At 65.8% G+C, this 21,454-nt stretch carries 22 protein-coding genes; 15 read left to right on the top strand and 7 right to left on the bottom strand.

Translation table 11 applies throughout. The features are described 5' to 3' along the window. Window positions 1-2: 2 nt before the first annotated feature. The gene (ligD, locus tag ACSBOB_RS07385; protein ID WP_442581793.1) at window positions 3-2,540 is read left to right on the top strand and encodes a DNA ligase D; all 2,538 of its coding nucleotides are present in this window, start codon (window positions 3-5) and stop codon (window positions 2,538-2,540) included. Between the two features lie 376 nt (window positions 2,541-2,916). On the opposite strand, the gene ACSBOB_RS07380 is transcribed toward ligD, so the two are convergent. Beyond that, a complete protein-coding gene (locus tag ACSBOB_RS07380) occupies window positions 2,917-4,080 on the bottom strand; it encodes a M20 aminoacylase family protein (RefSeq protein ID WP_442581792.1) in 1,164 nt (387 codons plus the stop codon). Between the two features lie 196 nt (window positions 4,081-4,276). Between ACSBOB_RS07380 and ACSBOB_RS07375 the strand changes: the two genes are divergently transcribed. From ACSBOB_RS07375 to ACSBOB_RS07340, 8 genes are all read left to right on the top strand, one after another. After that, window positions 4,277-5,437 carry a D-alanyl-D-alanine carboxypeptidase family protein gene (locus ACSBOB_RS07375; RefSeq protein ID WP_442581791.1) on the top strand — a complete coding sequence of 387 codons (1,161 nt, stop codon included), beginning with the start codon at window positions 4,277-4,279 and terminating at the stop codon, window positions 5,435-5,437. 46 nt (window positions 5,438-5,483) lie between these two features. After that, on the top strand, window positions 5,484-6,626 hold the full coding sequence (locus ACSBOB_RS07370) for a CobW family GTP-binding protein (protein WP_442581790.1): 1,143 nt from the start codon (window positions 5,484-5,486) through the stop codon (window positions 6,624-6,626). 220 nt (window positions 6,627-6,846) lie between these two features. Beyond that, complete coding sequence (locus ACSBOB_RS07365) at window positions 6,847-7,113, top strand: GFA family protein (RefSeq protein WP_442581789.1); 267 nt, start codon at window positions 6,847-6,849, stop codon at window positions 7,111-7,113. 117 nt (window positions 7,114-7,230) lie between these two features. Then, on the top strand, window positions 7,231-7,386 hold the full coding sequence (locus ACSBOB_RS07360) for a histidine kinase (RefSeq protein WP_442581788.1): 156 nt from the start codon (window positions 7,231-7,233) through the stop codon (window positions 7,384-7,386). After that, window positions 7,383-8,294 carry a site-specific tyrosine recombinase XerD gene (locus ACSBOB_RS07355; protein WP_442581787.1) on the top strand — a complete coding sequence of 304 codons (912 nt, stop codon included), beginning with the start codon at window positions 7,383-7,385 and terminating at the stop codon, window positions 8,292-8,294. The genes ACSBOB_RS07360 and ACSBOB_RS07355 overlap by 4 nt, the downstream gene beginning before the upstream one ends. Window positions 8,295-8,381: 87 nt before the next feature. Next, complete coding sequence (locus ACSBOB_RS07350) at window positions 8,382-9,332, top strand: acetyl-CoA carboxylase carboxyltransferase subunit alpha (RefSeq protein ID WP_442581786.1); 951 nt, start codon at window positions 8,382-8,384, stop codon at window positions 9,330-9,332. Between the two features lie 192 nt (window positions 9,333-9,524). Beyond that, window positions 9,525-10,817, top strand: coding sequence for a L,D-transpeptidase family protein (locus ACSBOB_RS07345; RefSeq protein WP_442581785.1), 1,293 nt, complete (start codon window positions 9,525-9,527; stop codon window positions 10,815-10,817). Between the two features lie 45 nt (window positions 10,818-10,862). Next, a complete protein-coding gene (locus ACSBOB_RS07340; RefSeq protein ID WP_442581784.1) occupies window positions 10,863-11,114 on the top strand; it encodes a sulfurtransferase TusA family protein in 252 nt (83 codons plus the stop codon). A 100-nt stretch (window positions 11,115-11,214) separates the two neighbouring features. Here ACSBOB_RS07340 and ACSBOB_RS07335 read toward each other — a convergent pair whose 3' ends face one another. Then, on the bottom strand, window positions 11,215-13,269 hold the full coding sequence (locus tag ACSBOB_RS07335) for a M3 family metallopeptidase (RefSeq protein WP_442581783.1): 2,055 nt from the start codon (window positions 13,267-13,269) through the stop codon (window positions 11,215-11,217). Window positions 13,270-13,394: 125 nt separating this feature from the next. On the opposite strand from ACSBOB_RS07335, the gene ACSBOB_RS07330 reads away from it, so the two are divergent. Then, the gene (locus tag ACSBOB_RS07330) at window positions 13,395-13,868 is read left to right on the top strand and encodes a MarR family winged helix-turn-helix transcriptional regulator (protein WP_442581782.1); all 474 of its coding nucleotides are present in this window, start codon (window positions 13,395-13,397) and stop codon (window positions 13,866-13,868) included. Next, window positions 13,865-15,121, top strand: a complete 1,257-nt coding sequence (locus tag ACSBOB_RS07325; protein WP_442581781.1) for a multidrug effflux MFS transporter — start codon at window positions 13,865-13,867, stop codon at window positions 15,119-15,121. The genes ACSBOB_RS07330 and ACSBOB_RS07325 overlap by 4 nt, the downstream gene beginning before the upstream one ends. On the opposite strand, the gene ACSBOB_RS07320 is transcribed toward ACSBOB_RS07325, so the two are convergent. The 5 genes from ACSBOB_RS07320 to ACSBOB_RS07300 form a co-directional block, all read right to left on the bottom strand. Further along, window positions 15,115-15,552, bottom strand: coding sequence for a nuclear transport factor 2 family protein (locus ACSBOB_RS07320; protein ID WP_442581780.1), 438 nt, complete (start codon window positions 15,550-15,552; stop codon window positions 15,115-15,117). The two genes, ACSBOB_RS07325 and ACSBOB_RS07320, sit on opposite strands and share 7 nt — an antisense overlap. Further along, the gene (locus ACSBOB_RS07315) at window positions 15,552-16,196 is read right to left on the bottom strand and encodes a carbonic anhydrase (protein WP_442581779.1); all 645 of its coding nucleotides are present in this window, start codon (window positions 16,194-16,196) and stop codon (window positions 15,552-15,554) included. The genes ACSBOB_RS07320 and ACSBOB_RS07315 overlap by 1 nt, the downstream gene beginning before the upstream one ends. A 71-nt stretch (window positions 16,197-16,267) precedes the next feature. Beyond that, the gene (locus ACSBOB_RS07310; protein WP_442581778.1) at window positions 16,268-17,047 is read right to left on the bottom strand and encodes a DUF429 domain-containing protein; all 780 of its coding nucleotides are present in this window, start codon (window positions 17,045-17,047) and stop codon (window positions 16,268-16,270) included. Window positions 17,048-17,274: 227 nt separating this feature from the next. Then, entirely contained in the window at window positions 17,275-18,159 is an 885-nt protein-coding gene (gene pdxY, locus ACSBOB_RS07305) for a pyridoxal kinase PdxY (protein WP_442581777.1), read from the bottom strand. Window positions 18,160-18,165: 6 nt separating this feature from the next. Then, a complete protein-coding gene (locus ACSBOB_RS07300; RefSeq protein WP_442581776.1) occupies window positions 18,166-18,384 on the bottom strand; it encodes a hypothetical protein in 219 nt (72 codons plus the stop codon). Between the two features lie 145 nt (window positions 18,385-18,529). Here ACSBOB_RS07300 and ACSBOB_RS07295 point away from each other — a divergent pair, with 145 nt between their 5' ends. From ACSBOB_RS07295 to ACSBOB_RS07280, 4 genes are all read left to right on the top strand, one after another. Beyond that, window positions 18,530-19,159, top strand: coding sequence for a LemA family protein (locus tag ACSBOB_RS07295; protein ID WP_442581775.1), 630 nt, complete (start codon window positions 18,530-18,532; stop codon window positions 19,157-19,159). A 188-nt stretch (window positions 19,160-19,347) separates the two neighbouring features. After that, window positions 19,348-20,163, top strand: a complete 816-nt coding sequence (locus ACSBOB_RS07290; RefSeq protein WP_442583669.1) for a TPM domain-containing protein — start codon at window positions 19,348-19,350, stop codon at window positions 20,161-20,163. Between the two features lies 1 nt (window position 20,164). Beyond that, a complete protein-coding gene (locus tag ACSBOB_RS07285; protein WP_442581774.1) occupies window positions 20,165-20,800 on the top strand; it encodes a TPM domain-containing protein in 636 nt (211 codons plus the stop codon). Window positions 20,801-20,878: 78 nt separating this feature from the next. After that, complete coding sequence (locus tag ACSBOB_RS07280) at window positions 20,879-21,385, top strand: GNAT family N-acetyltransferase (RefSeq protein WP_442581773.1); 507 nt, start codon at window positions 20,879-20,881, stop codon at window positions 21,383-21,385. The last annotated feature ends 69 nt before the right edge of the window (window positions 21,386-21,454 follow it).

The following is a 21,454-nucleotide window of genomic DNA, read 5'->3' as shown; positions in this document are numbered from 1 at the left end:
CGATGACTGCTTCCGCCGATCCGCTGACGATCTATCGCGCCAAGCGCGACTTTACCGTTACCAGCGAGCCGGCGGGCGGTGGACGCACGGCTGGCGCGGCCCATGCGGGGGGGAAATTCGTCATCCACAAGCATGATGCCACCCGGCTGCACTACGATCTCAGGCTGGAGCATGACGGCGTGCTGTGGAGCTGGGCGGTGACTCGCGGCCCGAGCCTCGACCCGCATGAGAAGCGGCTGGCCGTGCATGTCGAGGACCATCCCCTCGACTATGGCAGCTTCGAGGGCGTGATCCCGGAGGGGCAGTATGGCGCCGGCGCGGTGATCGTCTGGGACGAGGGCGAGTGGACGCCGGCCCACGATCCGGCGAAAGCCATGAAGAAGGGCCATATCGATTTCACGCTGAAGGGTAATAAGCTCAACGGCGCCTGGCATCTGGTGCGGCTGCGGCCACGGCCCGGCGAGAAACGCGACAACTGGCTGCTGATCAAGTCCGACGATGCTTTCGCGCGGCCGGGCGAGGATATCTTGAAGGACGCGCCGCAGTCGGTGACGACCGGGAGGACCATCGAGGATGTCGCCGAGGGCAAACCGGCGCGGGCGGACCGCAAGCCGGCCAAGGCCGGGACGAACGTGTCTGCGAAGGGCGCTTCCGAAGGCCTGGCGAAGAAGGCGGCTGGAAAAATACCGGACTTCATCGAGCCGATGCTGGCGACGCTGCGCACGCAGCCGCCGGCGGGCGGCGAGTGGCTGCACGAGGTGAAGTTCGACGGCTATCGCATCCAGGCGCATGTCGACGGCGACAAGCTGAAACTGCTGACGCGCAAAGGGCTCGACTGGACCCCAAAATTCGGCAAGGCGATCGGCGAAGCGCTGACCGGCCTCGATTGCGAAGATGCCATCATCGATGGTGAGGTCGTCGTGCTTGCCGACAATGGCGTGGCATCCTTCTCGGCGCTGCAGGCGGCGCTGTCGGAGAGCCGTCCGGACAGGATGATTTATTACGTCTTCGACCTGCTCCATCTCGACGGCCAGGATCTTCGCGATGAGACGCTTATAGAACGCAAGGAGCGGCTCGGCACGCTTGTCGGCGAGGGCGACGGGCCGCTGCGCTACAGCGAGCATTTCGTCGAGCCGGGCAAGACCATGCTGCGCCATGCCTGCCGCATGGGGCTGGAAGGCATTATCTCCAAACGCGCCGACGCACCTTATGAGAGCGGCCGCAGCGTCGACTGGATCAAGTCGAAATGCACCAACCGCCAGGAATTCGTCATCGTCGGCTATCTGCCGTCCAACGCCGCCGGCCGTGGCGTGCGCTCGCTGCTGGTTGGCTACAACGACAAGGGCAAATTGCGCTACGCGGGACGTGTCGGCACCGGCTTTTCCAACCGCATGGGCGACGAGCTGAAGCAAAGGATGGACGCGCTGAAGGCGAAATCCCCGCCCTTCGACAAGATGCCCGCCGGCCAGAAGGGCGCGATCTGGCTGAAGCCGCAACTGGTCGCCGAGATCGAATTCCGAAGCTGGACGGCGGACGGCATCATACGGCATTCTTCCTTTCAGGGGTTTCGCGACGACAAGCCCGCCAAGGAAGTCGTCGCCGAGGTTCCCGCGACCGACGAGCCGGAGAAGAAATCCACCGGCGCGCCAGAAAGCCGGTCGCGAAGCCGGGCCGGACAGGGGAGGCAGACCGCCGTGACGCTGACGCATCCCGAAAAGCTGCTGTGGCCGAAGGCCGGCGTGACCAAGCAGGGCCTGCTCGAGCACTATGAGGCGGTCTGGCCGCGCATGCAGCGTTTCGTCGTCGAACGGCCGCTGAGCCTGGTGCGCGCGCCGGACGGTGTGGACGGGCCGCGCTTCTTCCAGAAGCATGCGTCAAAGGGCATGCACGAATCGATCCGCACCATGAAGGACCCGGAGGACGGCGAGGAACTGCTGTTCATCAGCGACTTCGACGGACTGGCGGCCCTGGTTCAGTTCAGCGTGGTCGAGGTGCATATCTGGGGCGTGACGATCGACAGGATCGAGACTCCCGACCAGATCGTCTTCGATCTCGATCCGGATGAAGGACTGGGCGTCGAAGACGTCCGCAAGGCCACCTGGGCGGTGAAGGCCCGGCTCGACGAGCTTGAGTTGCCTTCGTTCCTGAAGACTTCAGGCGGCAAGGGTTTTCACGTCGTCGTGCCGCTGAAGCCAAAGGCTGACTGGGCTGCCGTGAAGGGTTTTGCCCACGACTTCGCACACGCCATGGCCGAAACGGAACCGGACAAATACACCGCGACCTTATCGAAGAAGGCGCGCACCGGCCGCATCTTCATCGACTACCTGCGCAATGGACGCGGCTCGACGACGGTCGCCCCTTTCTCGGCGCGCGGCAAGCCCGGGGCAACCGTCTCCGTACCGGTGCCGTGGGACATGCTCGACGGCCTGACGCCGGATTACTTCGCCATCGGCAACAAACCGATGGCGAAAGCGCTGACGGATGAGGATCCTTGGGTGGGATTTTTCGAGGCGGGGAAGGCGTTGAACAGGAGGGAGTAGAGGAGAGTCTAGAGGTCGACGCTAGGCGGAAACCTTATCCAAACATCCCCTTCGACTTGTTCGCTTCGCTCGATGCCAAGGGTCATCGCCAAGCTGGAACACCCCTCATCCGACCTCGCTTCGCTCGGCCACCTTCTCCCACAAGGGGAGAAGGTCGGAGCCTCGCAGCAGTCTCAATGCCAATCGTCAGCGGTGGAGATTTGCCGGGCCGGGAATGCAATGCTCCACCTTCTCCCCCTGTGGGAGAAGGTGGCTCGGCCGAAGGCCGAGACGGATGAGGGGTGTTCCAGCTTGTCGATAACGTAAGCCATGGAATTGGAGAATTCGGAATCGATTCAGGCTGATAACAAAATTGCTATCCCTGCCTCGTCTCCCCTCACGCCGCCAGCGACGTCTCCGCCAGCCTCACCCAATAGCTCACGCCATGCGGGATGACCTCGTCGTTGAAATCGTAGGCGGGGTGGTGGAGGTTGGCGCTGGCGCCGTTGCCGATGAAGATGAAGGCGCCGGGGCGGGCTTCCAGCATGTAGGAAAAATCCTCGCCGCCCATCAGCGGCGGTATGCCGCGATGCACCTGCGTCTCGCCGGCGATCGCCATCGCCACGTCGCCCGCGAACACCGCCTGCTCGGCGTCGTTGACCGTCACCGGATAGTTGGCGTGGAAGTCGAAATGGATTGACGCGCCGAAGGTGGCGGCCACGCCGTCGCAGATCGCCTTCATACGGTCATGCGCGAGGGCTGCGACTTCCTTGCGCAAGGTGCGCAGCGTGCCGGCGATCTCCGCATGCTCGGGAATGACATTGTAGGCTTCGCCGCCGTGGAACTTCGTCACCGTCACCACAACCGAATCGACCGGGTCGACGGTGCGCGAGGCGATGGTCTGCAGCGCCACGACCAGATGGCTCGCCGCAACGATCGGGTCGATGGTGCTGTGCGGCTGCGCGGCATGGCCGCCACGGCCCTTGATGGTGATGGTGAACTCGGCGGTCGCCGCCATGATCGGGCCGGGCCGGATGGCGAAATGGCCAAGCGGCAGGCCGGGCATGTTGTGCATGCCATAAACCTTCTGGATGCCGAAGCGGTCCATCATGCCGTCCTTGACCATCGCCAGGCCACCGGCGCCCCCCTCCTCCGCCGGCTGGAAGATCACGGCGACGGAACCTGCGAAATTGCGCGTTTCGGAAAGGTATTTCGCCGCCCCCAGCAGCATCGCGGTGTGGCCGTCATGGCCGCAGGCGTGCATCTTGCCGGGGTTCTGCGAGGCGTAGGGCTTTCCGGTGATCTCGCGGATCGGCAGGGCGTCCATGTCCGCGCGCAGGCCGACCGTGCCGCCGTCGCCCAGCCGGCCCCTGATGATGCCGACCACGCCTGTGCGGCCTATGCCCGGCACGACCTCATCGCAGCCGAACTCCTTCAGCTTCTGGGCAACGAATGCTGCGGTCTCGAACACATCGTACTGCAGCTCAGGGTTCTGGTGGATATGTCGTCGCCAGCCGGCGACTTCGTCCTGCATTTCGGCGACGCGGTTCAGTATCGGCATTGTGTGGATTCCATTCGCTCGTTCCCCCTCGTGGCCCCGACCAGGCGTCACCACGCGGGCTTTGCCATTTTGGCGTCACATAGGCTAAATAGCACCTTCCGGTGGCGTTTGCTTCGCCCTTGCCGACATATGACGCGACGGCGCGAGCTTATTGACCTACGATCGTTCACGGCAAGAGGCTATTTCCGAAACGATGATGCGAAAAAACCTTCTTTCGGTCCTGCTGCTCGGCGCAGCCGTGACGACCGCCCTGCAAGCCGGCCCGGCTGCCGCCAACCCGTCAATCCTGTTCGACGTGGCGACCGGTCGCGTCATCGAGAGCGACGACCCGTTCCAGCGCTGGTATCCGGCCTCGCTCAGCAAGCTGATGACCACCTACGTGGTGTTTCGCGCGATCCAGGCCGGAGACGTGACGTTCTCCTCGCCGGTGCGCATCTCCAAGGCCGCGGCAAAGCTGCCGCCGAGCAAGATGGGCTACGAGCCCGGTTCGGAACTGACGATCGACAACGCGCTGAAGATCATCATGGTGAAGTCGGCCAACGATGTCGCCAGATCGATCGGCGAAAGCGTGGCCGGCTCGCAGGAGGCTTTCGCGGCGCGCATGAACGCCGAATCGCAGCGGCTGGGCATGACCGATTCGCACTGGGTCAACCAGCACGGGCTGCATGACGAGGGGCAGTACACGTCGGTGCGCGACCTCGCGATCCTGTCGGAGGCGCTGCGCCACGATTTCCCGCAATATTCGGATTATTTCTCGATCGAAGGGCTGCTGGCCGGGGGCAAGGAAATGCCCAGCCACAACAACCTGCTGGCGCGCTATGACGGCGCCGACGGCATGAAGACCGGATACACCTGCCCGGCAGGGTTCAACCTGGTGGCGTCGGCGACGCGCAACGGGCGCACGCTGATGGCGATCGTGGTCGGCGGCGAGACCATCGAGGCGCGCGACGAGAAGGCCGCGTACCTGTTGTCGCGCGGCTTTGCGTCGGCGCCCGGCACCGGGCCGACCATCGGCGAATTGAAGCGGACGGCGACCGGAGCCAACGTGCCCGTCAACATGACCCAGCAACTGTGCTCGAAGGAAGCGCGCGCGGCGCGCGCCAAGAAGTACAAGGAGCTGGTGGCGGCGGTGAAGGCCGGCAAGGCGGTGATGCCCGCGCCGATCTATTCGGCCGACCTGCCGCGGCCGCGCCGGCTGGTGCCGGTGCAGCTCGGCGGCGCCGAGGGGCCGAAATCCAGGGCGATGGCGGCCGCCGAAATCTATGCCGACGTGCCCATCCCCGTATGGCGGCCGGACCTGCCGGTGCCTGGGCTGCGGACGGCCGAGCAAGGCGACGCGGCCGCGGTCGTGCAATAGTCCAGCCGGCGCATCGCGCCCTCAACCCGAAACGCCGAAGGCTTCCGTGACCGATTTCCCAATTCCCGTTTCGGTGCTGACCGGCTTCCTCGGCGCCGGAAAGACGACGCTGCTCAACCGGCTGCTGAAGAACCCGGCGCTGAAGGACACCGCCGTCATCGTCAACGAGTTCGGCGACGTGGCGATCGACCACCTGCTGGTCGACCAGGCTTCGGACGGGGTGATCGAGCTTTCCGACGGTTGCCTGTGCTGCACGGTGCGCGGCGAACTGGTCGACACGCTGGCCGACCTGATCGACCGGGTACAGACCGGCCGCATCGACAATCTGGCGCGCGTCGTCATCGAGACCACCGGGCTCGCCGACCCCGCGCCGGTGCTGCAGTCGATCATGGCGCACCCGGCGCTGGTGCAGGCATTCCGGCTGGATGGCGTCATCACCCTGGTGGACGCGGTCAATGGCGCCGCGACGCTGGACAATCACGTCGAGGCCGTGAAGCAGGCTGCGGTGGCCGACAGGCTGGTTATCACCAAGGCCGATCTGGTCACTGAGCCGGCCGATCTGGAAGCGCTGAAACGGCGCCTGCGGGCGCTCAACCCCAACGCCGCGATCCTCGACGTGGGCGACGCCGGCGCGGCGAGCCTTCTCGCCTGCGGCCTCTACGATCCGGCGACCAAGACGGCGGACGTGCGCCGCTGGCTGGGCGAGGCGGCCGACGACCATGGCCACGATCACGGCCATCATGGGCACGACCACCATGGGCATCACCATGATCATCACGATCACAAGCACCACGACCATCATCATCACGCTCACGACCAGCGCATAAGATCCTTCTCCTTGGTCCACGACGGGCCGGCGCCCTATTCGGCGGTGGAGATGTTCCTCGACCTGCTGCTCTCGGTGCATGGCGACAAGCTGCTGCGCATGAAGGGTATCATCGAGCTGCGCGAGGATCCGAAGCGGCCTCTGGTGATCCACGGCGTTCAAAGGACACTGCACCCGCCGGCGCGGCTGCCGGCCTGGCCGGACGAGACGCGGGGCGTCCGGCTGGTGCTGATCACGCTCGACATGCCGGAGGACTATGTGCGCCGGCTGTTTGCGATCATCACCGCAAAACCGGCGATCGACACGCCGGATCGCGCGGCAATGCAGGACAATCCGCTGGGCATACCGGGTTTCATGCGCTGAGGTGATGTGTCGGCCGCCTCGCCCGGGCCGCTGGAGAATACAGCCGGGTCGTCCGGGGTGCCGAGCGGGAGGACAAAATGATCTCCGGAGGATGCCTGTATGGCGCCGTCCGCTACTCGACGGATGCGGAACCGATCATCACGCGGCTCTGCTGGTGCCGGTGTGCCAGTATCTTGCGACGGGAAACGCGGCCGTCAGCACCTGTTTTCCGTCGGAAGGATTGGCGGTCACCGGCGAACTGTGCGATTTCGTCAGCATCGCCGACAGCGGCAACAGGATGCACCGGCGCTTCTGCCCGGTCTGCGGTACGCATGTGTTCAGTGAGGCAGAATCCCGCCCGCATCTGGTGTTCGTCCGGGTCGGCACCTTTGACGACCCCGATCTCGCACAACCGGTGGCGACGATCTGGACCGCCAAGGCGCCGCGATGGGCCTGCATCGACGAAAATCTTCCGAAATGGGAAGGACAAGCTCCCGCGCCCAGGTAATCGAGTTCGGCCGTCCACGGATTCGGCCAAGCGTCCGAACAACCGCTTGAACCCCTGGGCTTGAACAGCCGTGAGGTGCGGGCGATAACCGGCAGGGTCAACGGGACTGAGTCGACCATGCCGACCCTCGTCCGCTTCCTTGTGACCATTGGCATCCTGGCCGCATTGATTTTTGCGGCAATGTTCGCGCTCGCCACTTTCGTCACACCGCGCCAGACCGAGATGACCATCGACATTCCCCTGGACAAACTGACCGCAAAGCCTTCGCCATGAGAGATTCCGTCCGCATCGAGGCCTTTCTCGAAATGATGAGCGCCGAGCGCGGGGCGGCCGCCAACACGCTCGCCAGTTACCGCCGCGACCTCGACGATGCGGCGGAGACGATCGGCGGTCTCGGCAATGCCGGCACGGCCGAGCTGCGCGCCTATCTCGGTGACATCGCCGGACGCGGCTTCGCGGCGACCTCGCAGGCGCGAAAACTTTCGGTGCTGCGGCAGTTCTTCAAATTCCTCTACAGCGAGGGCCTTCGCCCCGACGACCCGACAGGCACCCTCGACGCGCCGCGAAAAGACCGGCCGCTGCCGAAGACGCTGGGCGAGGCCGAGACCTCGCGCCTGCTCGACCGGGCCGCTGCCGAGGCCGCCGAAAAGCCGCACGACCTCGCCGCCACCCGCATGCATGCGCTGGTCGAGGTGCTTTACGCCACCGGCCTGCGGGTTTCCGAACTGGTCGGCCTGCCGCTGTCCGTCGCCTTGCGCGACGACCGGTTTTTCGTCGTCACCGGCAAGGGCAACAAGGAACGCATGGTGCCGCTGTCGCCGAAGGCGCGCGCCGCCATGCGCGCCTGGCATGCGATCCGCGCCAAGGCGCCGGCCTTCGCCGAAAGCCCGTTCCTGTTCCCGGCTTCCTCCGATACCGGCTTCCTGCCCCGCCAGGTTTTCGCCCGAGACCTCAAGGCGCTGGCGGCGCGCGCCGGCATATCGGCGGCGAAGATTTCGCCTCATGTCATCCGCCACGCTTTCGCCAGTCACTTGCTGCAGAACGGCGCCGATCTCAGAGCCGTGCAGCAATTGCTCGGCCATGCCGACATCTCGACGACACAAATCTACACCCATGTGCTGGAGGAGAGGCTGGTGCGGCTGGTCAACGACCATCATCCGCTTGCCGACACGCCGCGCTGACGGTATGTGGAGGCGGATTTCAGCGGCGTTCCGGCCGCCAGCCCCGTTCAACGGCCCAACTCGACGGGCTCGCACGTCCGAGAGCGCATGTACAATTATCTCGATTTCGAAAAACCGGTCGCCGATCTCGAAGGCAAGATCATCGAACTGAAGAAGCTCGCCGAGAATGGCGAGGCAGTCGATGTCGCCGAGGAGATCGGTCGGCTGGAGAAGCGCTCCAGGGAGGCGCTGCGCGAGGTCTACAAGGCGCTGACGCCCTGGCAGAAGGTCCAGGTGGCGCGCCACCCGGACAGGCCGCATTGCCTGAACTATGTCGAGAAACTGATCACGGATTTCACGCCGCTGGCCGGCGACCGCGCCTTCGGCGAGGACAATGCGATCATCGCCGGCTTCGGCCGCTTCAAGGGCGAACCGATAGCGCTACTCGGCCAGGAGAAGGGCTCCGACACCAAGAGCCGGCTGAAGCACAATTTCGGCTCGCCGCGCCCGGAAGGCTACCGCAAGGCGGTGCGCGTCATGGAGCTTGCCGATCGCTTCGGCATCCCTGTGCTGACGCTGGTCGACACCGCCGGCGCCTATCCCGGCGTCGATGCCGAGGAGCGCGGCCAGGCGGAAGCCATCGCGCGATCGACCTCGGCCTGTCTTGGGCTGAAGGTGCCGTCGGTCTCCGTGGTGATCGGCGAGGGCGGCTCGGGCGGGGCCATCGCGATCGCCACGGCCAACCGCGTCTACATGCTGGAGCACGCGATCTATTCGGTGATCTCGCCGGAGGGCGCGGCCTCGATCCTGTGGCGCGACACGACGCGCTCCCGCGACGCCGCGACATCGATGAAGATCACGGCGCAGGACCTGCTCGACATGAAGATCATCGACGGCATCGTGGCGGAGCCGACCGGCGGCGCGCACCGCTCGCCGGACGCGGTCATCGAAGCCACCGGCGAAGTGATCGCCAAAGCGTTTTCGGATTTCGCCGGTTCCAACAGCGATTTCCGCGAGCAGCGGCGGGAAAAATATCTGGCGATCGGCCGCAACCTGTAGGAGTTGCCGCCCGCATTTCGCCACAAATTCGCCGCCTCGTTCGCTTCAATGACCAGTCGAGAGACTGCGACCAGGGGGACTGCCGGTTAAGACTTGTGGTAATCAAATCTCAAGGTTAACCAATCTATGGTCAAGCCGATGGCCGGCGCGCAAAATGCCTGGCCGAGACACACGGAACAGACACCGACACGCATGCCGATGATCGCCAGATTGACGACCACCAGACTGATACGCGCCGGCTTGCTGGTTCTGGCGCTGGGCGTGGCCGGTTGCACCGAATCGACGCTGGAAGTGAGCGGCGGCAGCAGCGGCAACGCCAATGCGCCGCTGTCGCAAAGAGTCGTGCAGACCATGATCACCAAGAGCATGGCGCGTGGCGCGCCGATCATCGCGCGCGTCTTCAAGGAAGAGAACAAGGTTGAGATCTGGAAGCAGAAGACCAACGGCCGCTACGACCTGCTGGCGTCCTATGAGATCTGCAAGATGTCGGGCAAACTCGGGCCGAAATACATCGAGGGCGACCGCCAGTCGCCGGAAGGGTTCTACACCGTCCGTCCGGGACAGATGAACCCGAACTCCAAATATCATCTGGCCTTCAACATCGGCTATCCCAACGCCTACGACCGGGCGCACGGCCGCACAGGGTCGAACCTGATGGTGCATGGCGCCTGCTCGTCGTCGGGCTGCTTCTCGATGAACAATTCGCAGATGACGGAAATCTACGCCATCGCGCGGGAATCCTTCAAAGGCGGCCAGACCGAGTTCCAGATCCAGTCCTTCCCGTTCCGCATGACCGCCGCCAACATGGCGCGCTATCGCGACGATCCCAATTACGCCTTCTGGAAGAATTTGAAGGAAGGCTACGACTACTTCGAGATCACCAAGACGCCGCCGAAGGTCGACGTCTGCGAGAAGCGCTACGTGTTCAACGCGGCAGCTCCCGGCGCCTCGCTCTCGCCGTCCGGTGCGTGCCCCGCCGTCACGCAGCCCGATTCGCTGAAGATGGCCTACCAGTCCTACCAGTCGGGCTACGAGGCGGCTTTCGCCAGCGCCGTCGGATCGCGTGACGCGCTGGCGCCGAAGCCGACCATCCTGGGAATCCAGGAGGCCAAGGTGGTCTCCGAATGGACCAAGAAGCGGGCGCGCGGCGAACGCGTGCCGATCGAGCCGCCGGCGATGACGGCGACCGGCAGCGTCGTCCAGACGACAAGCCGCATGGGCCGCATCGATTCGCCCGCCGGGCGCAAGATGGCGGCGCTTGAGGCCGCCCAAGCCGAGAAGAAGCGCCTCGCCGAGGAGAAGGCCGAAGCCAAGCGGCTGGCGGAAGAGCAGAAGGCCGCCGCCAAGGCAGCCCAGATCGCCGCCGCCGAAGCCGCGAAGAACCCGCCGCCGCCCGAGCCCGTCGTCGAGGCGACGGTGCCAGTCGAGAAGCCTGGCTTCCTCGGCCGCGTCGGCAAGCGCATCACCAACATATTCGGCAGCTGACCCCAGCAGCCGGCGATTCCGATCGCCGGCGGCCGTGCCCCAATCGTGACCCAACCTTCACCACCCACCGGCGAGCCGGAGGTCTACGACCTCAAGGGGCTCAACTGTCCGCTTCCGGTGCTGAAGACCCGCAAGCGGCTGGCGAGCATGCCGGCCGCGAGCCTGCTCTGGGTCGAGACCACGGACCCGCTGGCGGTCATCGACATCCCCGCCTTCTGCAACGAGGACGGGCACAGGCTGTTGGAGAGCCGGCCGAACAGCGGCGGACATCGGTTCCTGATCGAGCGGGGCGGCTAGGACAGGCTTTTGGGAGCGCCCTTCGAGGCGCGCCCGATCGATCGCTACCCCAGGGATTTGAGTGCTCCGAAGGACGCACCTCGAATCGCCCGGCCGGCCCTCAAGCCAGCCCGCGCTTGACCATCATCGCTTCCGCCGTCGGCATCTTGCCGCGGAATGCCTTGTACAGATCCTCCGGATCCTGCGACCCGCCCGCTGCATAAATGTGCTTGCGCAGCTTTTCCGCCAGCGCCGGATTGAACGGATCGCCGGTCTCCTCGAAGGCCGAGAAGGCGTCGGCATCCAGCACTTCCGACCACATGTAGGAATAGTACCCCGCCGAATATCCTTCGCCGGCGAACACATGCTGGAAGTGCGGCGTGCGGTGGCGCATGGCGATGGCGTCCGGCATCTCCAGTTGCCTCAGCGTCTCGGCCTCGAAGGCCAGCGGATCGGCCGGCGCATCGGGCCGCGCGTGATAGGCCATGTCGACCAGCGCCGACGACGTGAACTCCACCGTCGCGAACCCCGCGCCGAAAGTCTTCGCCGCCAGCATCTTGTCGAGCAGCGCCTTGGGCATCGGCTCGCCGGTGGCGTAGTGCAGCGCGTGCTTCTCCAGCACCGCCGGCACGGTCAGCCAGTGCTCGTAGAGCTGCGACGGCAGTTCGACGAAGTCGCGGCTGACCGAGGTGCCTGCCACCGACGGCCATGTGACATCGGTCAGCATGCCGTGCAGCGCATGGCCGAATTCGTGGAACAGCGTGCGCGCCTCGTCCAGCGACAGCAGCGCCGGCTCGCCCGCCGGAGCCTTGGCGAAATTCATGATGTTGTAGATGATCGGCGTCGAACCCTTGCCGAGCTTGTAGCCCGACTGCAGCGCGCTCATCCAGGCGCCGGAGCGTTTTGACGGCCGGGCGAAATAATCCGCCAGGAACAGTCCAAGTTCGCTGCCGTCCTTGCGCTTGACGGTAAAGGCGCGCACGTCGTCGTGCCACGCCTTGATGCCCTCGCGCTCGACGAAGGAGAGACCGAACAGTCTTCCCGCGACATCGAAGCAGGCGTCGATGATACGCTCGAGTTGCAGATACGGCTTTAGCTCCGCCCCGTCGAAGGCGAATTTTTCGGCGCGCAGCTTTTCCTGGTAGTAGCGCCAGTCCCAGCCGGCGATGATCTCGTTGCTGCCGCCGGCGGCCGCGATGCGCTGCAATTCGGCCTGGTCGCCGGCCGCCTTCTCCCGCGCCTTGGTCCACACCGGATCGAGCAGGCCGTAGACGTTCTTCGCCGTCTTGGCCATAGTGTCGTCGAGCTTCAATGCCGCATAGCTGTCATAGCCGAGCAGTTTTGCCTTCTCGGCGCGAAGTGCCAAGGTCTTCGCCACCACCGCGCCATTGTCGGTGCCGCCGCCATTCTCGCCGCGACGGGTGAAGGCCTTCCACGCCTGCTCGCGCAGGTCGCGGCGAGCGGAATAGCTGGTGAAGGGCTCGTAGATCGACCGCGACAGCGTCACGGCGTACTGGCCCTTGCGGCCGCGGGCCTCGGCCGCCTGCGCCATTGCGTCGCGCAGGAAGGCCGGCAGCCCGTCGAGGTCGCCTTCATCGAGGAACAGCACCCACTCCTTTTCGTCATGAAGCACGTTCTGACCGAACTGGGCGCCGAGCGAGGCCAGTTCCTCGTTGATCGCCCCCAGCCGCTTCTTGCCTTCGGGGTCGAGCTTTGCGCCGGCGCGCACAAAACCCTTCCAGCTTTTTTCCAAGACACGCAGCGTCTCGGCATCGAGCCCGAGCTTGTCGCGCTGCGCATAAAGCGCGTCGATGCGGCCGAACAATTTCGGGTTCATCGAGATCGCCGAATAGTGCCGCGCCATCTTCGGCGCGATGTCGCGCTCCAGCACCTGGATCGCGTCGTTGGTGTGGGCGCCGGCCCGGCACCAGAAGATCGACGAGACGCGGTCCAGCGCGTCGCCGCAAAGCTCCAGCGCTGCAAGCGTGTTCTCCACCGTCGCCGGCTGGGCATTGCCGGCAATCGCCTCGATCTCGGCGTCATGCGCCTTCAGCGCGGCCTCGAACACTTCGGCGAAATCCCCGTCAGCGATCCGCGAAAAATCCGGCATTCCGTGCGGACCGCTCCACTTTGTCAGCGGATGGTCGTCGAGCGTCACGGCGGTCTCGGAAGTCATGCGCGAAAAATCTCCTCGGGTCGAAGCGCCTCCGATGTAGGACCGCCCCGACGCCCGCGCAACCATATTGACGCCGCATCCTTCAATCTCTAAGCAAGCCTGATAATAAGAGGGACTTAGTATTTATGCCGATTCGTTCGGATCCCGACAATGTCGGCTTCCTCATCGCCGACGTGACGCGGCTGCTGCGCGCCGAGATGGACCGGCGCATCACCGCCGAGGGGCTCGCGCTCAATCCCGGCGATGTCCGCACGTTGAGCCATGCGGCGCGCTGCGGCGCCACGCGGCAGAATCTGCTCGCCGAACGCATCGGCGTCGAGGCCATGACGGTCAGCGCCTCGCTCGACCGGCTGGAAGCGCTCGGCCTCATCGAGCGGCAAGCCGACAGCGCCGACCGCCGTGCAAAACTGGTGCATGTCACGGCAGCGGGAGAAGCCATGCTGGAAAGCATCCAGCCGATCGCCGCCGGACTGCGCACCGAAGCCGCGAAGGGCGTCTCGCCCGCCGACTGGCAGCGTTTCCTCGATACGCTGAAGCAAGTGCGCGCCAACCTCAGTGCGGCGCGCGACCAATCCCGCAAGGAGAGCGCAGCAGCATGAACATGCAGACCAGCGTGCGTCCCGCTCCCGTCATGAGCGAACGCCGCGTCAGCCTGGTCGGTGCGGTCCTGGTGGCGATCGGGCCGATGTCGATGGCGCTCTATACGCCCGCCATGCCCGAAATCGTCCACGCCTTCGGCACAACCGAAGCCGCCGTGAAGCTGACGCTTTCGCTGTATTTTGCCGGCTTCGCCGTGGCCCAGCTGATCTGCGGGCCGCTCTCCGACGGTTTTGGGCGCAAGCCCGTCACCTATGTCTTCATGGGCATCTTCCTCGTTGCCTCGCTGATGGCGCTGCTGGCGCCCACGGTCGAACTGCTGATCGCCGCGCGTTTCCTCCAGGGTATCGGGGCTGCTGTCGGCTGGGCGATCGCGCGCGCCATCGTGCGCGACCTGTTCACCAACGAACGCTCCGCCCGCATCATGAACCTGATGGGCCTGATCCTCGCCGCCGGCCCGGCCTTCTCGCCGACACTCGGCGGCATCACCATGGAACTCGCCGGCTGGCACGCCATCTTCTGGCTGATGTTCGGCGCCGGGGTGATCATCATGCTCATCGTCCGCTTCGCCATGGTGGAGACGGTCCAGCGCGACCTGTCGCGCATCCGTCCGACAGCGCTGCTCGGTTCGTATCGCAGCGTGCTGTCCAGCCCGTATTTCGTGCTGTCCAGCATCGTTCTAGCCGGCAGCGTCGGCACCATCTACACGCAGGCGACCATCCTGCCCTTCATCCTGATGGACCGGGTCGGGTTGACGCCGAGCCAGTTCGGCATCGGCATGCTGATGCAGTCCGGGCTGTATTTCACCGGCTCGCTGGTGGTGCGCCAGCTTCTAGGGCGCTTCGGCGCGTTCCGGATCGTGCCGGTGGGCCTTGTGTTCATCGCGGCCGGCAGCCTGTCCACGGCGATCGGCCTGCATCTCTTCGAGCCGACCTTCCTGCTGGTCATGGGGCCGGTGGCGTTCTTCTCCTTCGGCCTCGCCTTCGTGCTGCCGGCGATGTCAACGGCCACGCTAGCGCCATTCCCGCACATCGCCGGTGCGGCGTCCTCGATGAGCGGCTTCTTCCAGATGGGTGGCGGCCTCATCGGCGGGCTGGTCTGCGCTTCCATCGGCGAGCCGGTGGTGGCGATGGCCACCGTCATCCCTGCCATGGGCCTGATCGGCATCCTGGCCTGGATGGCCTGGCATAGGCTTCCGAAGCCGGCCGCGGCCAACATCGTCCATCCCGCCCCGGACCAGACGCCGCTTCAGTAGGCGTCGCAGTTGTCGGATACGAAAGCCTGGCTGCTTTCGCGGATCAGCCCACCCTCGATACGGAACGTCTCGCGTAGCAGCACGTCGTTTTCCGGAAAATCGTAGCAGGCGAGCACGGTCGCCTGCTGCCCGCTATCGCTCTCGATCCGATGCCGGATCGTCGTGCCCTCCGCCGCCTGCTCCCAGTTTTCCAGCGAGGCGACGAACTCGGCCTTCGTCTGCTCGACGCCGAGATCGGTCAGCCTGATCCTGGCGTCTTCGGAAAGCAGTCGCTCCAGCCCGGCGCGATCGGCAGCGGCAAGCGCCACGTACCAGTCGTCGACGACTTTCGGCTCCGCAGGTGCGGCTACCGAAAAGCCGGTGAGCAGCGCGGCGGCGGCAATCGCGACAGGCGCCCGGCGCAACCAGCCATGACCGCCGCGTGCATCCATCAATCGATGTCCGGGCGCTCGAAATCGCCGGTGGCGCGGTTCATCACCCAAAGTTCGCCGGTCGAGATATCGAACCAGGCGCCGGACAGCGCGATCCGCCCCTTGCCCTCGAGGATGCTGATGCAGGGAAAGGTCCGCAGGTTTGCGATCGAATAGCGGATCGAGATGCGCTCCAGCGAGGTCTGCCGCTCGCTGGCTGTCGAAAGCGCATTGCTGCTGACGGATTCGGCCGCGGGCCCGAGCAGGCTCATCCATTTGCCGATGAAATCGCCGGGCGACAGCGGCTCGCTCGCCGGCGACAGCGCGGCGCGGATGCCGCCGCAGCGGCCGTGGCCGATCACCACGATGTTCTTCACCTTGAGGACCTGCACGGCGAATTCGAGCGCCGCCGAGGTCGAGTGGAACTCGCCGTCCGGCGCATAGGGCGGCACCAGGTTTGCGACGTTGCGCACCACGAACAACTCGCCCGGCCCGGAATCGAAGATGACCTCGGGTGCGGCGCGTGAATCGCAGCAGGCGATGACCATCGTCTCCGGCGTCTGCCCCTCGCGCGCCAGCGTTCGCCACTTTCCTGTCTCCGAGGCATAGCGTCCCTTGATGAAGCTGCGGTAGCCGGCAACGAGGTGGTCTGGAAGATCGGTCATGGATTTTACCTAACGCCGATCCCATCCGCTGATCAATGCGCAATTCGCTGCACCGCAGCAAATCGGTTCCATCAAGCCCATATCCCTATCGGAAGCCCGAACTCGTCGCGGTCCGGCGGGCCGGGGAACGACCGCGCCTCGCCCCGCGCGCGCCTGGCCGCAATCAACAACATCGCCGCGGCATCGAGGAAATCATCCTCCCCGGCCCCGCGCGGCGGCGGCGCGTCGAGGAATACGCTGTCGATGCCATGCGTCGCGAGCAGCGCCCTGCGCTCCGCCATGCCCGCGGGATTGACACTGCCCTTCACCTTCTTCGGCAGCGTCATGGCCCGCTCGCTGTTCAGCCGCCAGAATGCCACCTCCGGATGCGACTCCACCACGAGTTCCCGCAGTTCCGGCCGCTCCCGCAACAGCCGGTCCAACTCCCGTATCTTCGAAAAAATGCCGAAAGCCTGGATCGACACGCCGCGCGGCGGATCGGACGTTTGGCGCGCCACAGCGCTGGCGATCCTATGCGCCTCGTACCACCGCTCGACTGTCGAAAATTCCTCGTCGGCTGCGTAGACCGCCTGGCGCGACGGGATGGAGAAGACGCTGGACTGCCGCGCCCCAAGCAGGCGGCGCACCAGAACCTCCGGCCCGCGCCCGCCATGCCCCGTAAAGGCCGGCAGGCCGATCGGCATGTCGACCGCGACAACCGCATCCTCGGCCAACCCCGCGAGGATTTCGCCGAACGTGGCGCAGACTCGTACCGCCGGTGGCGCAGCGCGGCGCTTCACCACGGCGATCCAACCTGCCTTGCACCCATCGACGCCGGCTATGTCGACAGATGCGGTGAGCGCGAGATGCATCGGTTTATACCTGTCGGAGCCAGAACGCGCTATGATCGTTGGCCTTCATCAAGCACCCCCTACTCCGGCCCTTCGGGCCACCTCTGCCTCTGGGTAGAGGAAGGAAGCCAGGCTGGAGAAGTCCCGGCACTGCGGCAGCGCATTTCCTCTACCCCTGTAAGGGGGAGAGGTGGCCCGAAGGGCCGGAGTGGGGGTGCTTCACCGGTCGAGGTTCTTGACCCCGATGCTCAAGCCCGCCGATCTCGCCCGGGATGCGTCAGGTGCCGCAGATGCACCATAGCCATGGGGTGCGACAGGCTCTGCGCGTCGGTCTCGATCTGCAATTCGTCCGCCCCGCGCTTGGTGGTGCGGGCGAGAATCTCGAACACCGACGCCGTGGTCGACTGCAGCGCCTTGCCCGCCGGCTGGCCGTCGAGCAGCCGCGCCAGCAGCACGGCGGCCGTCAGGTCGCCGAGCCCGTTGGGGGGCTTGTCGATCGCCCGGTGCTCGGCCAGCAGCGCCTCGGAGCGCGTCAGCATCAGATTGCCGATGCCGCCCGCCATCAGCGCCGGCGCCGAGGTCACCAGCATGGTCGGCGGCCCCGCCTCCATCGCGGCCGCCATCACCGAGCGCAGGTCGTCCAGCTTCACGCCCGACATCCATTCCAGCTCGAAACGGTTCGGCGTGGCGATGTCGGCCATCGGCACCAGCAGGTCGCGCAGCGCCTCGGCCAGCGCCTGCGGCACGTAGAGCCCGCCGCTGTCGCCCATCACCGGGTCGCAGACATAGAGCGCGCGCGGGTTCCTGGCCCGCACCGCCTTGACCAGCGAGGCCACCGCCTCGGCCTGCGCGGCATCGCCGAGATAACCGGACAGCACTCCCGCCACCTCGCCGAGCCATGGCGAGCCTTCCAGGTCTTTCATCAGCGCCGCGAATTTCTCCGGTTCCGGCACGATGCGCGTCGCCCGCCCGTGTCCCGGATGCCACGGCAGGATGACGGTCGGCACCGCCCAGACCGGGAAACCCAAGGTCTCCAGCGCGAACACGGCGGCGCGGTTGCCGACCGACCCCCGCGCCACGTGGCTGGATATGACGATGACGGCGCGCGGCGTCTCCGGCTGTTCGGTGTTCATGATGCCTCAGGCAATCCGCAGGAAATAGATGACGACCCAGGCGATCACCGCGATGGTGATCGCAATGCTGAGAGTGCGGGCGATGCGCGTCCCCAGCTTCTCGATCGGGTCGGCCGTTTCGCCGGCTACGCGATGCGACGCGCCGCCCGGCTCGGCCTCGCCGGAGACGCGGGCCAGAATCCGCCTGGATTCGTCCGTCCGCTGGCTGTCTCCGTCGCTGGGCACGCAATCCCCTCGGGCATGGCTGTCGTGCAGTTCGCCTATCACAGGCGGGCCGGCGCGTCCAAGAGTCTCCCGTGCGGAGACCATTCCTTTGCACTGCGAATATGCTAAGCCTGCGCTTCACAGGAACCGCTGTCGAGGACCTACCATGTCTTTCGCCGCCGCGCCGTCCGTCCGCCGGACTTTCGCCTTCGCCGTCCTTGCTTTGCTGCTGCCACTGCTGTCGGCCTGCGGCTACAACACCATCCCGACCGCCGAGGAGAAGGCGAAGGCGGCCTGGAGCGAGGTGCTGAACCAGTACCAGCGCCGCGCCGACCTCATCCCCAACCTCGTCGAGACGGTGAAGGGCTATGCCGCGCACGAGAAGGACACGCTGGAGGCGGTTGTCGAGGCCCGAGCAAAGGCCACCCAGGTCACGGTGACGCCGGAAACCCTGACCGACCCCAACGCCTTCAAGGCCTTCCAGGACAACCAGGCCGGTCTCACCAGCGCCCTGTCCCGCCTGCTGGCCGTGGTCGAGAACTATCCCGACCTGAAGGCCAACCAGAACTTCCTCGGCCTGCAGGCGCAGCTCGAAGGCACCGAAAACCGCATCGCCGTGGCGCGGCGCGACTACATCGAGACCGTCCGCGAGTACAACACCACGCTGCGCACCTTCCCCTCGGTGATCTGGGCGACACTCTGGTTCACCGACAGCAAACCGTTCCAGAATTTCACCGTCAGCGAAGACAAGATGGAGCCGCCGAAGGTGGATTTCGGCACGAAGCAGGGCGGGTAATCCGGATCGTGGCGAAGGGCGCGATGCTCACCCTCCCCCTTGAGGGGAGGGTGCCGAGCAAAGCGAGGCGGGAGGGGTCGTTGCGGCAGTGCTCGACCTCATCTTCCTCACGCCAGGGAAAGCTCCTCGCACTTCCGCAACGACCCCTCCCGGCCGCTTCGCGGCCACCCTCCCCTCAAGGGGGAGGGATAGCGGTGCTTGTCATTGCCCTGTTCATCCTCTTCCTCCTTCCCCTCAGCGCCCTCGCCGCCGACCTCCCCAAACTCACCGGCCGTGTCGTCGACGACGCCGGCATGATCGACCACGCGACGGAAACCGCGCTCGTCCAGAAACTCGAAGCCTTCGAGAAAAAATCCTCCGACCAGATCGTCGTCGCCACCGTCGACAGCCTCGACGGCGAGGCGATCGAGCCTTACGCCAATCGCCTGTTCCGCGCCTGGAACCTCGGCCAGGCCGGCGAGAACAACGGCATCCTGCTGCTCGTCGCCAAGACCGACCGGAAAATGCGCATCGAGGTCGGCTATGGGCTGGAAGGCACGCTGACCGACCTGCACTCCAAGCTGATCATCGAGAACACCATGGTGCCGGCCTTCCGCGCCGGCGACTTCTCCGGCGGCATCTCGCACGCCGTCGACGACATCGTCATGGTGCTGGACGGCAACGCGGCCGAGCTGGAAGCGCGGGCAAAACGCAATCCGCCCTCCGGCAGCAGCTTCGAGGACGTCGACTGGATCTTCGTCCTCTTCATCGCGCTTTGGGCGACGATCTTCCTCGGCGGCATGGCCATGGCGATCCTGCCGCCGATCTTCGGCACCAGGATCGGACCCAACCGCTATCGCTGGCTGGGCATGGACGTCACTGTCGGCGGCCGTTCCTCCGGCAGCGGCAGTTCGTCCGGCGGCTGGTCGTCGGGAGGAAGCAGCTGGTCGTCCGGCAGCAGCGGCGGCGGCTTTTCAGGCGGCGGCGGTTCGTCCGGAGGCGGCGGCGCGTCGGGGAGCTGGTAAGATGACCCGCACCCTCACCGCCGCCGACCACGACCGCATCGCAGAGGCCGTGCGCGCCGCCGAGGCTGAGACGGCGGGCGAGATCTACTGCGTCGTCGCCCGCTCCAGCGACAGCTACTTCTATCCCGCCGCCTTCTTCGTCACGCTTGCCGTCATGCTGGCCAGCCTCGCCGCCGCCCTGCTGCTGGAGCACTGGTGGGTCAGCATGCGCCTGCCCGTGTTCTGGGCCGCCGTGGCGCTGGCGCTCGCCACCGCGTGGCTGGTCCTCTCCCTGGCGCCGGGGTTGCGCATCCACTTCGTGCCGCGAAACCTGCGCTACCGCCGCGCCCACGACAACGGGCTGAAGCAGTTCCTGGCGCGCAACGTCCACATCACCACGGCGCGCACCGGCGTTCTGATCTTCGTGTCGCTGGCCGAACGCTACGCCGAAGTGGTCGCCGACGCCGGTATCGACGCCAAGGTGCCGCAGGAGACGTGGAACGGCATCGTCGCCGACCTGATCGCGCACGCGCGAAAGGACCGCCTGGCCGACGGTTTCGTCGCGGCCATCGGCGCGGTCGGCGCGCTGCTGTCGACGCATTTCCCGCGCCGGTCCGACGACGCCAACGAACTCGACGATCATGTTGTGGAAATCTGACACGGTTTTCCGCCGCTCCCAGCCTGGCGCAATTCGTGTCGCTTGCAATGATCGGCGGGCGATCTAAAGTTTACCATCATGACCACACTCACCATCGACATCCGGAAGGCCGAACCGCGCGACGCGGACGCGATCGCCGAAGTGCACCACGCCGCCTGGATGGGCGCCTATGCCGGCATCATCCCGCACAAGGCGCTGACCAAGATGGTCAACCGCCGCGGCGGCGAATGGTGGGCCAATGCCATCCGCCGCGCCGCCACCGTCATCGTCGTCGAGATCGGCGGCGAGGTCGCCGGCTACACCACGATCGGCCGCAACCGCGCCCGCGAGCTGCCGCAGCAAGGCGAGATCTACGAACTCTATCTGAAGCCCGAATACCAGGGCGTCGGTCTCGGCAGCAGGCTTTTTGCCGTCGCCCGCAAGAGGCTGGCCGACCACGGCCTCAAGGGGCTGGTCGTCTGGGCACTCGAGGAGAACCAGAATGCCGTCACCTTCTACCAGGGCGCCGGCGGCCGCGACATTGCCGAGGGCGTGGAAGTGTTCGACCAGAAGGCACTGAAGAAGATCGCCTTCGTCTGGGAGTGAAGCTGCCGCTTGGAGGCAGCTGCAAAGGCACTCGGACCGGTAGAGCCCGCCGCCGCCTTCGCGCAATAT

It is taken from the genome of Mesorhizobium sp. KACC 23794, assembly GCF_052180275.1.
Classification (GTDB): domain Bacteria; phylum Pseudomonadota; class Alphaproteobacteria; order Rhizobiales; family Rhizobiaceae; genus Kumtagia.
The sequence above is the reverse complement of the archived record's forward strand: the minus strand, read 5'-3'. Positions and strand labels throughout refer to the sequence as shown.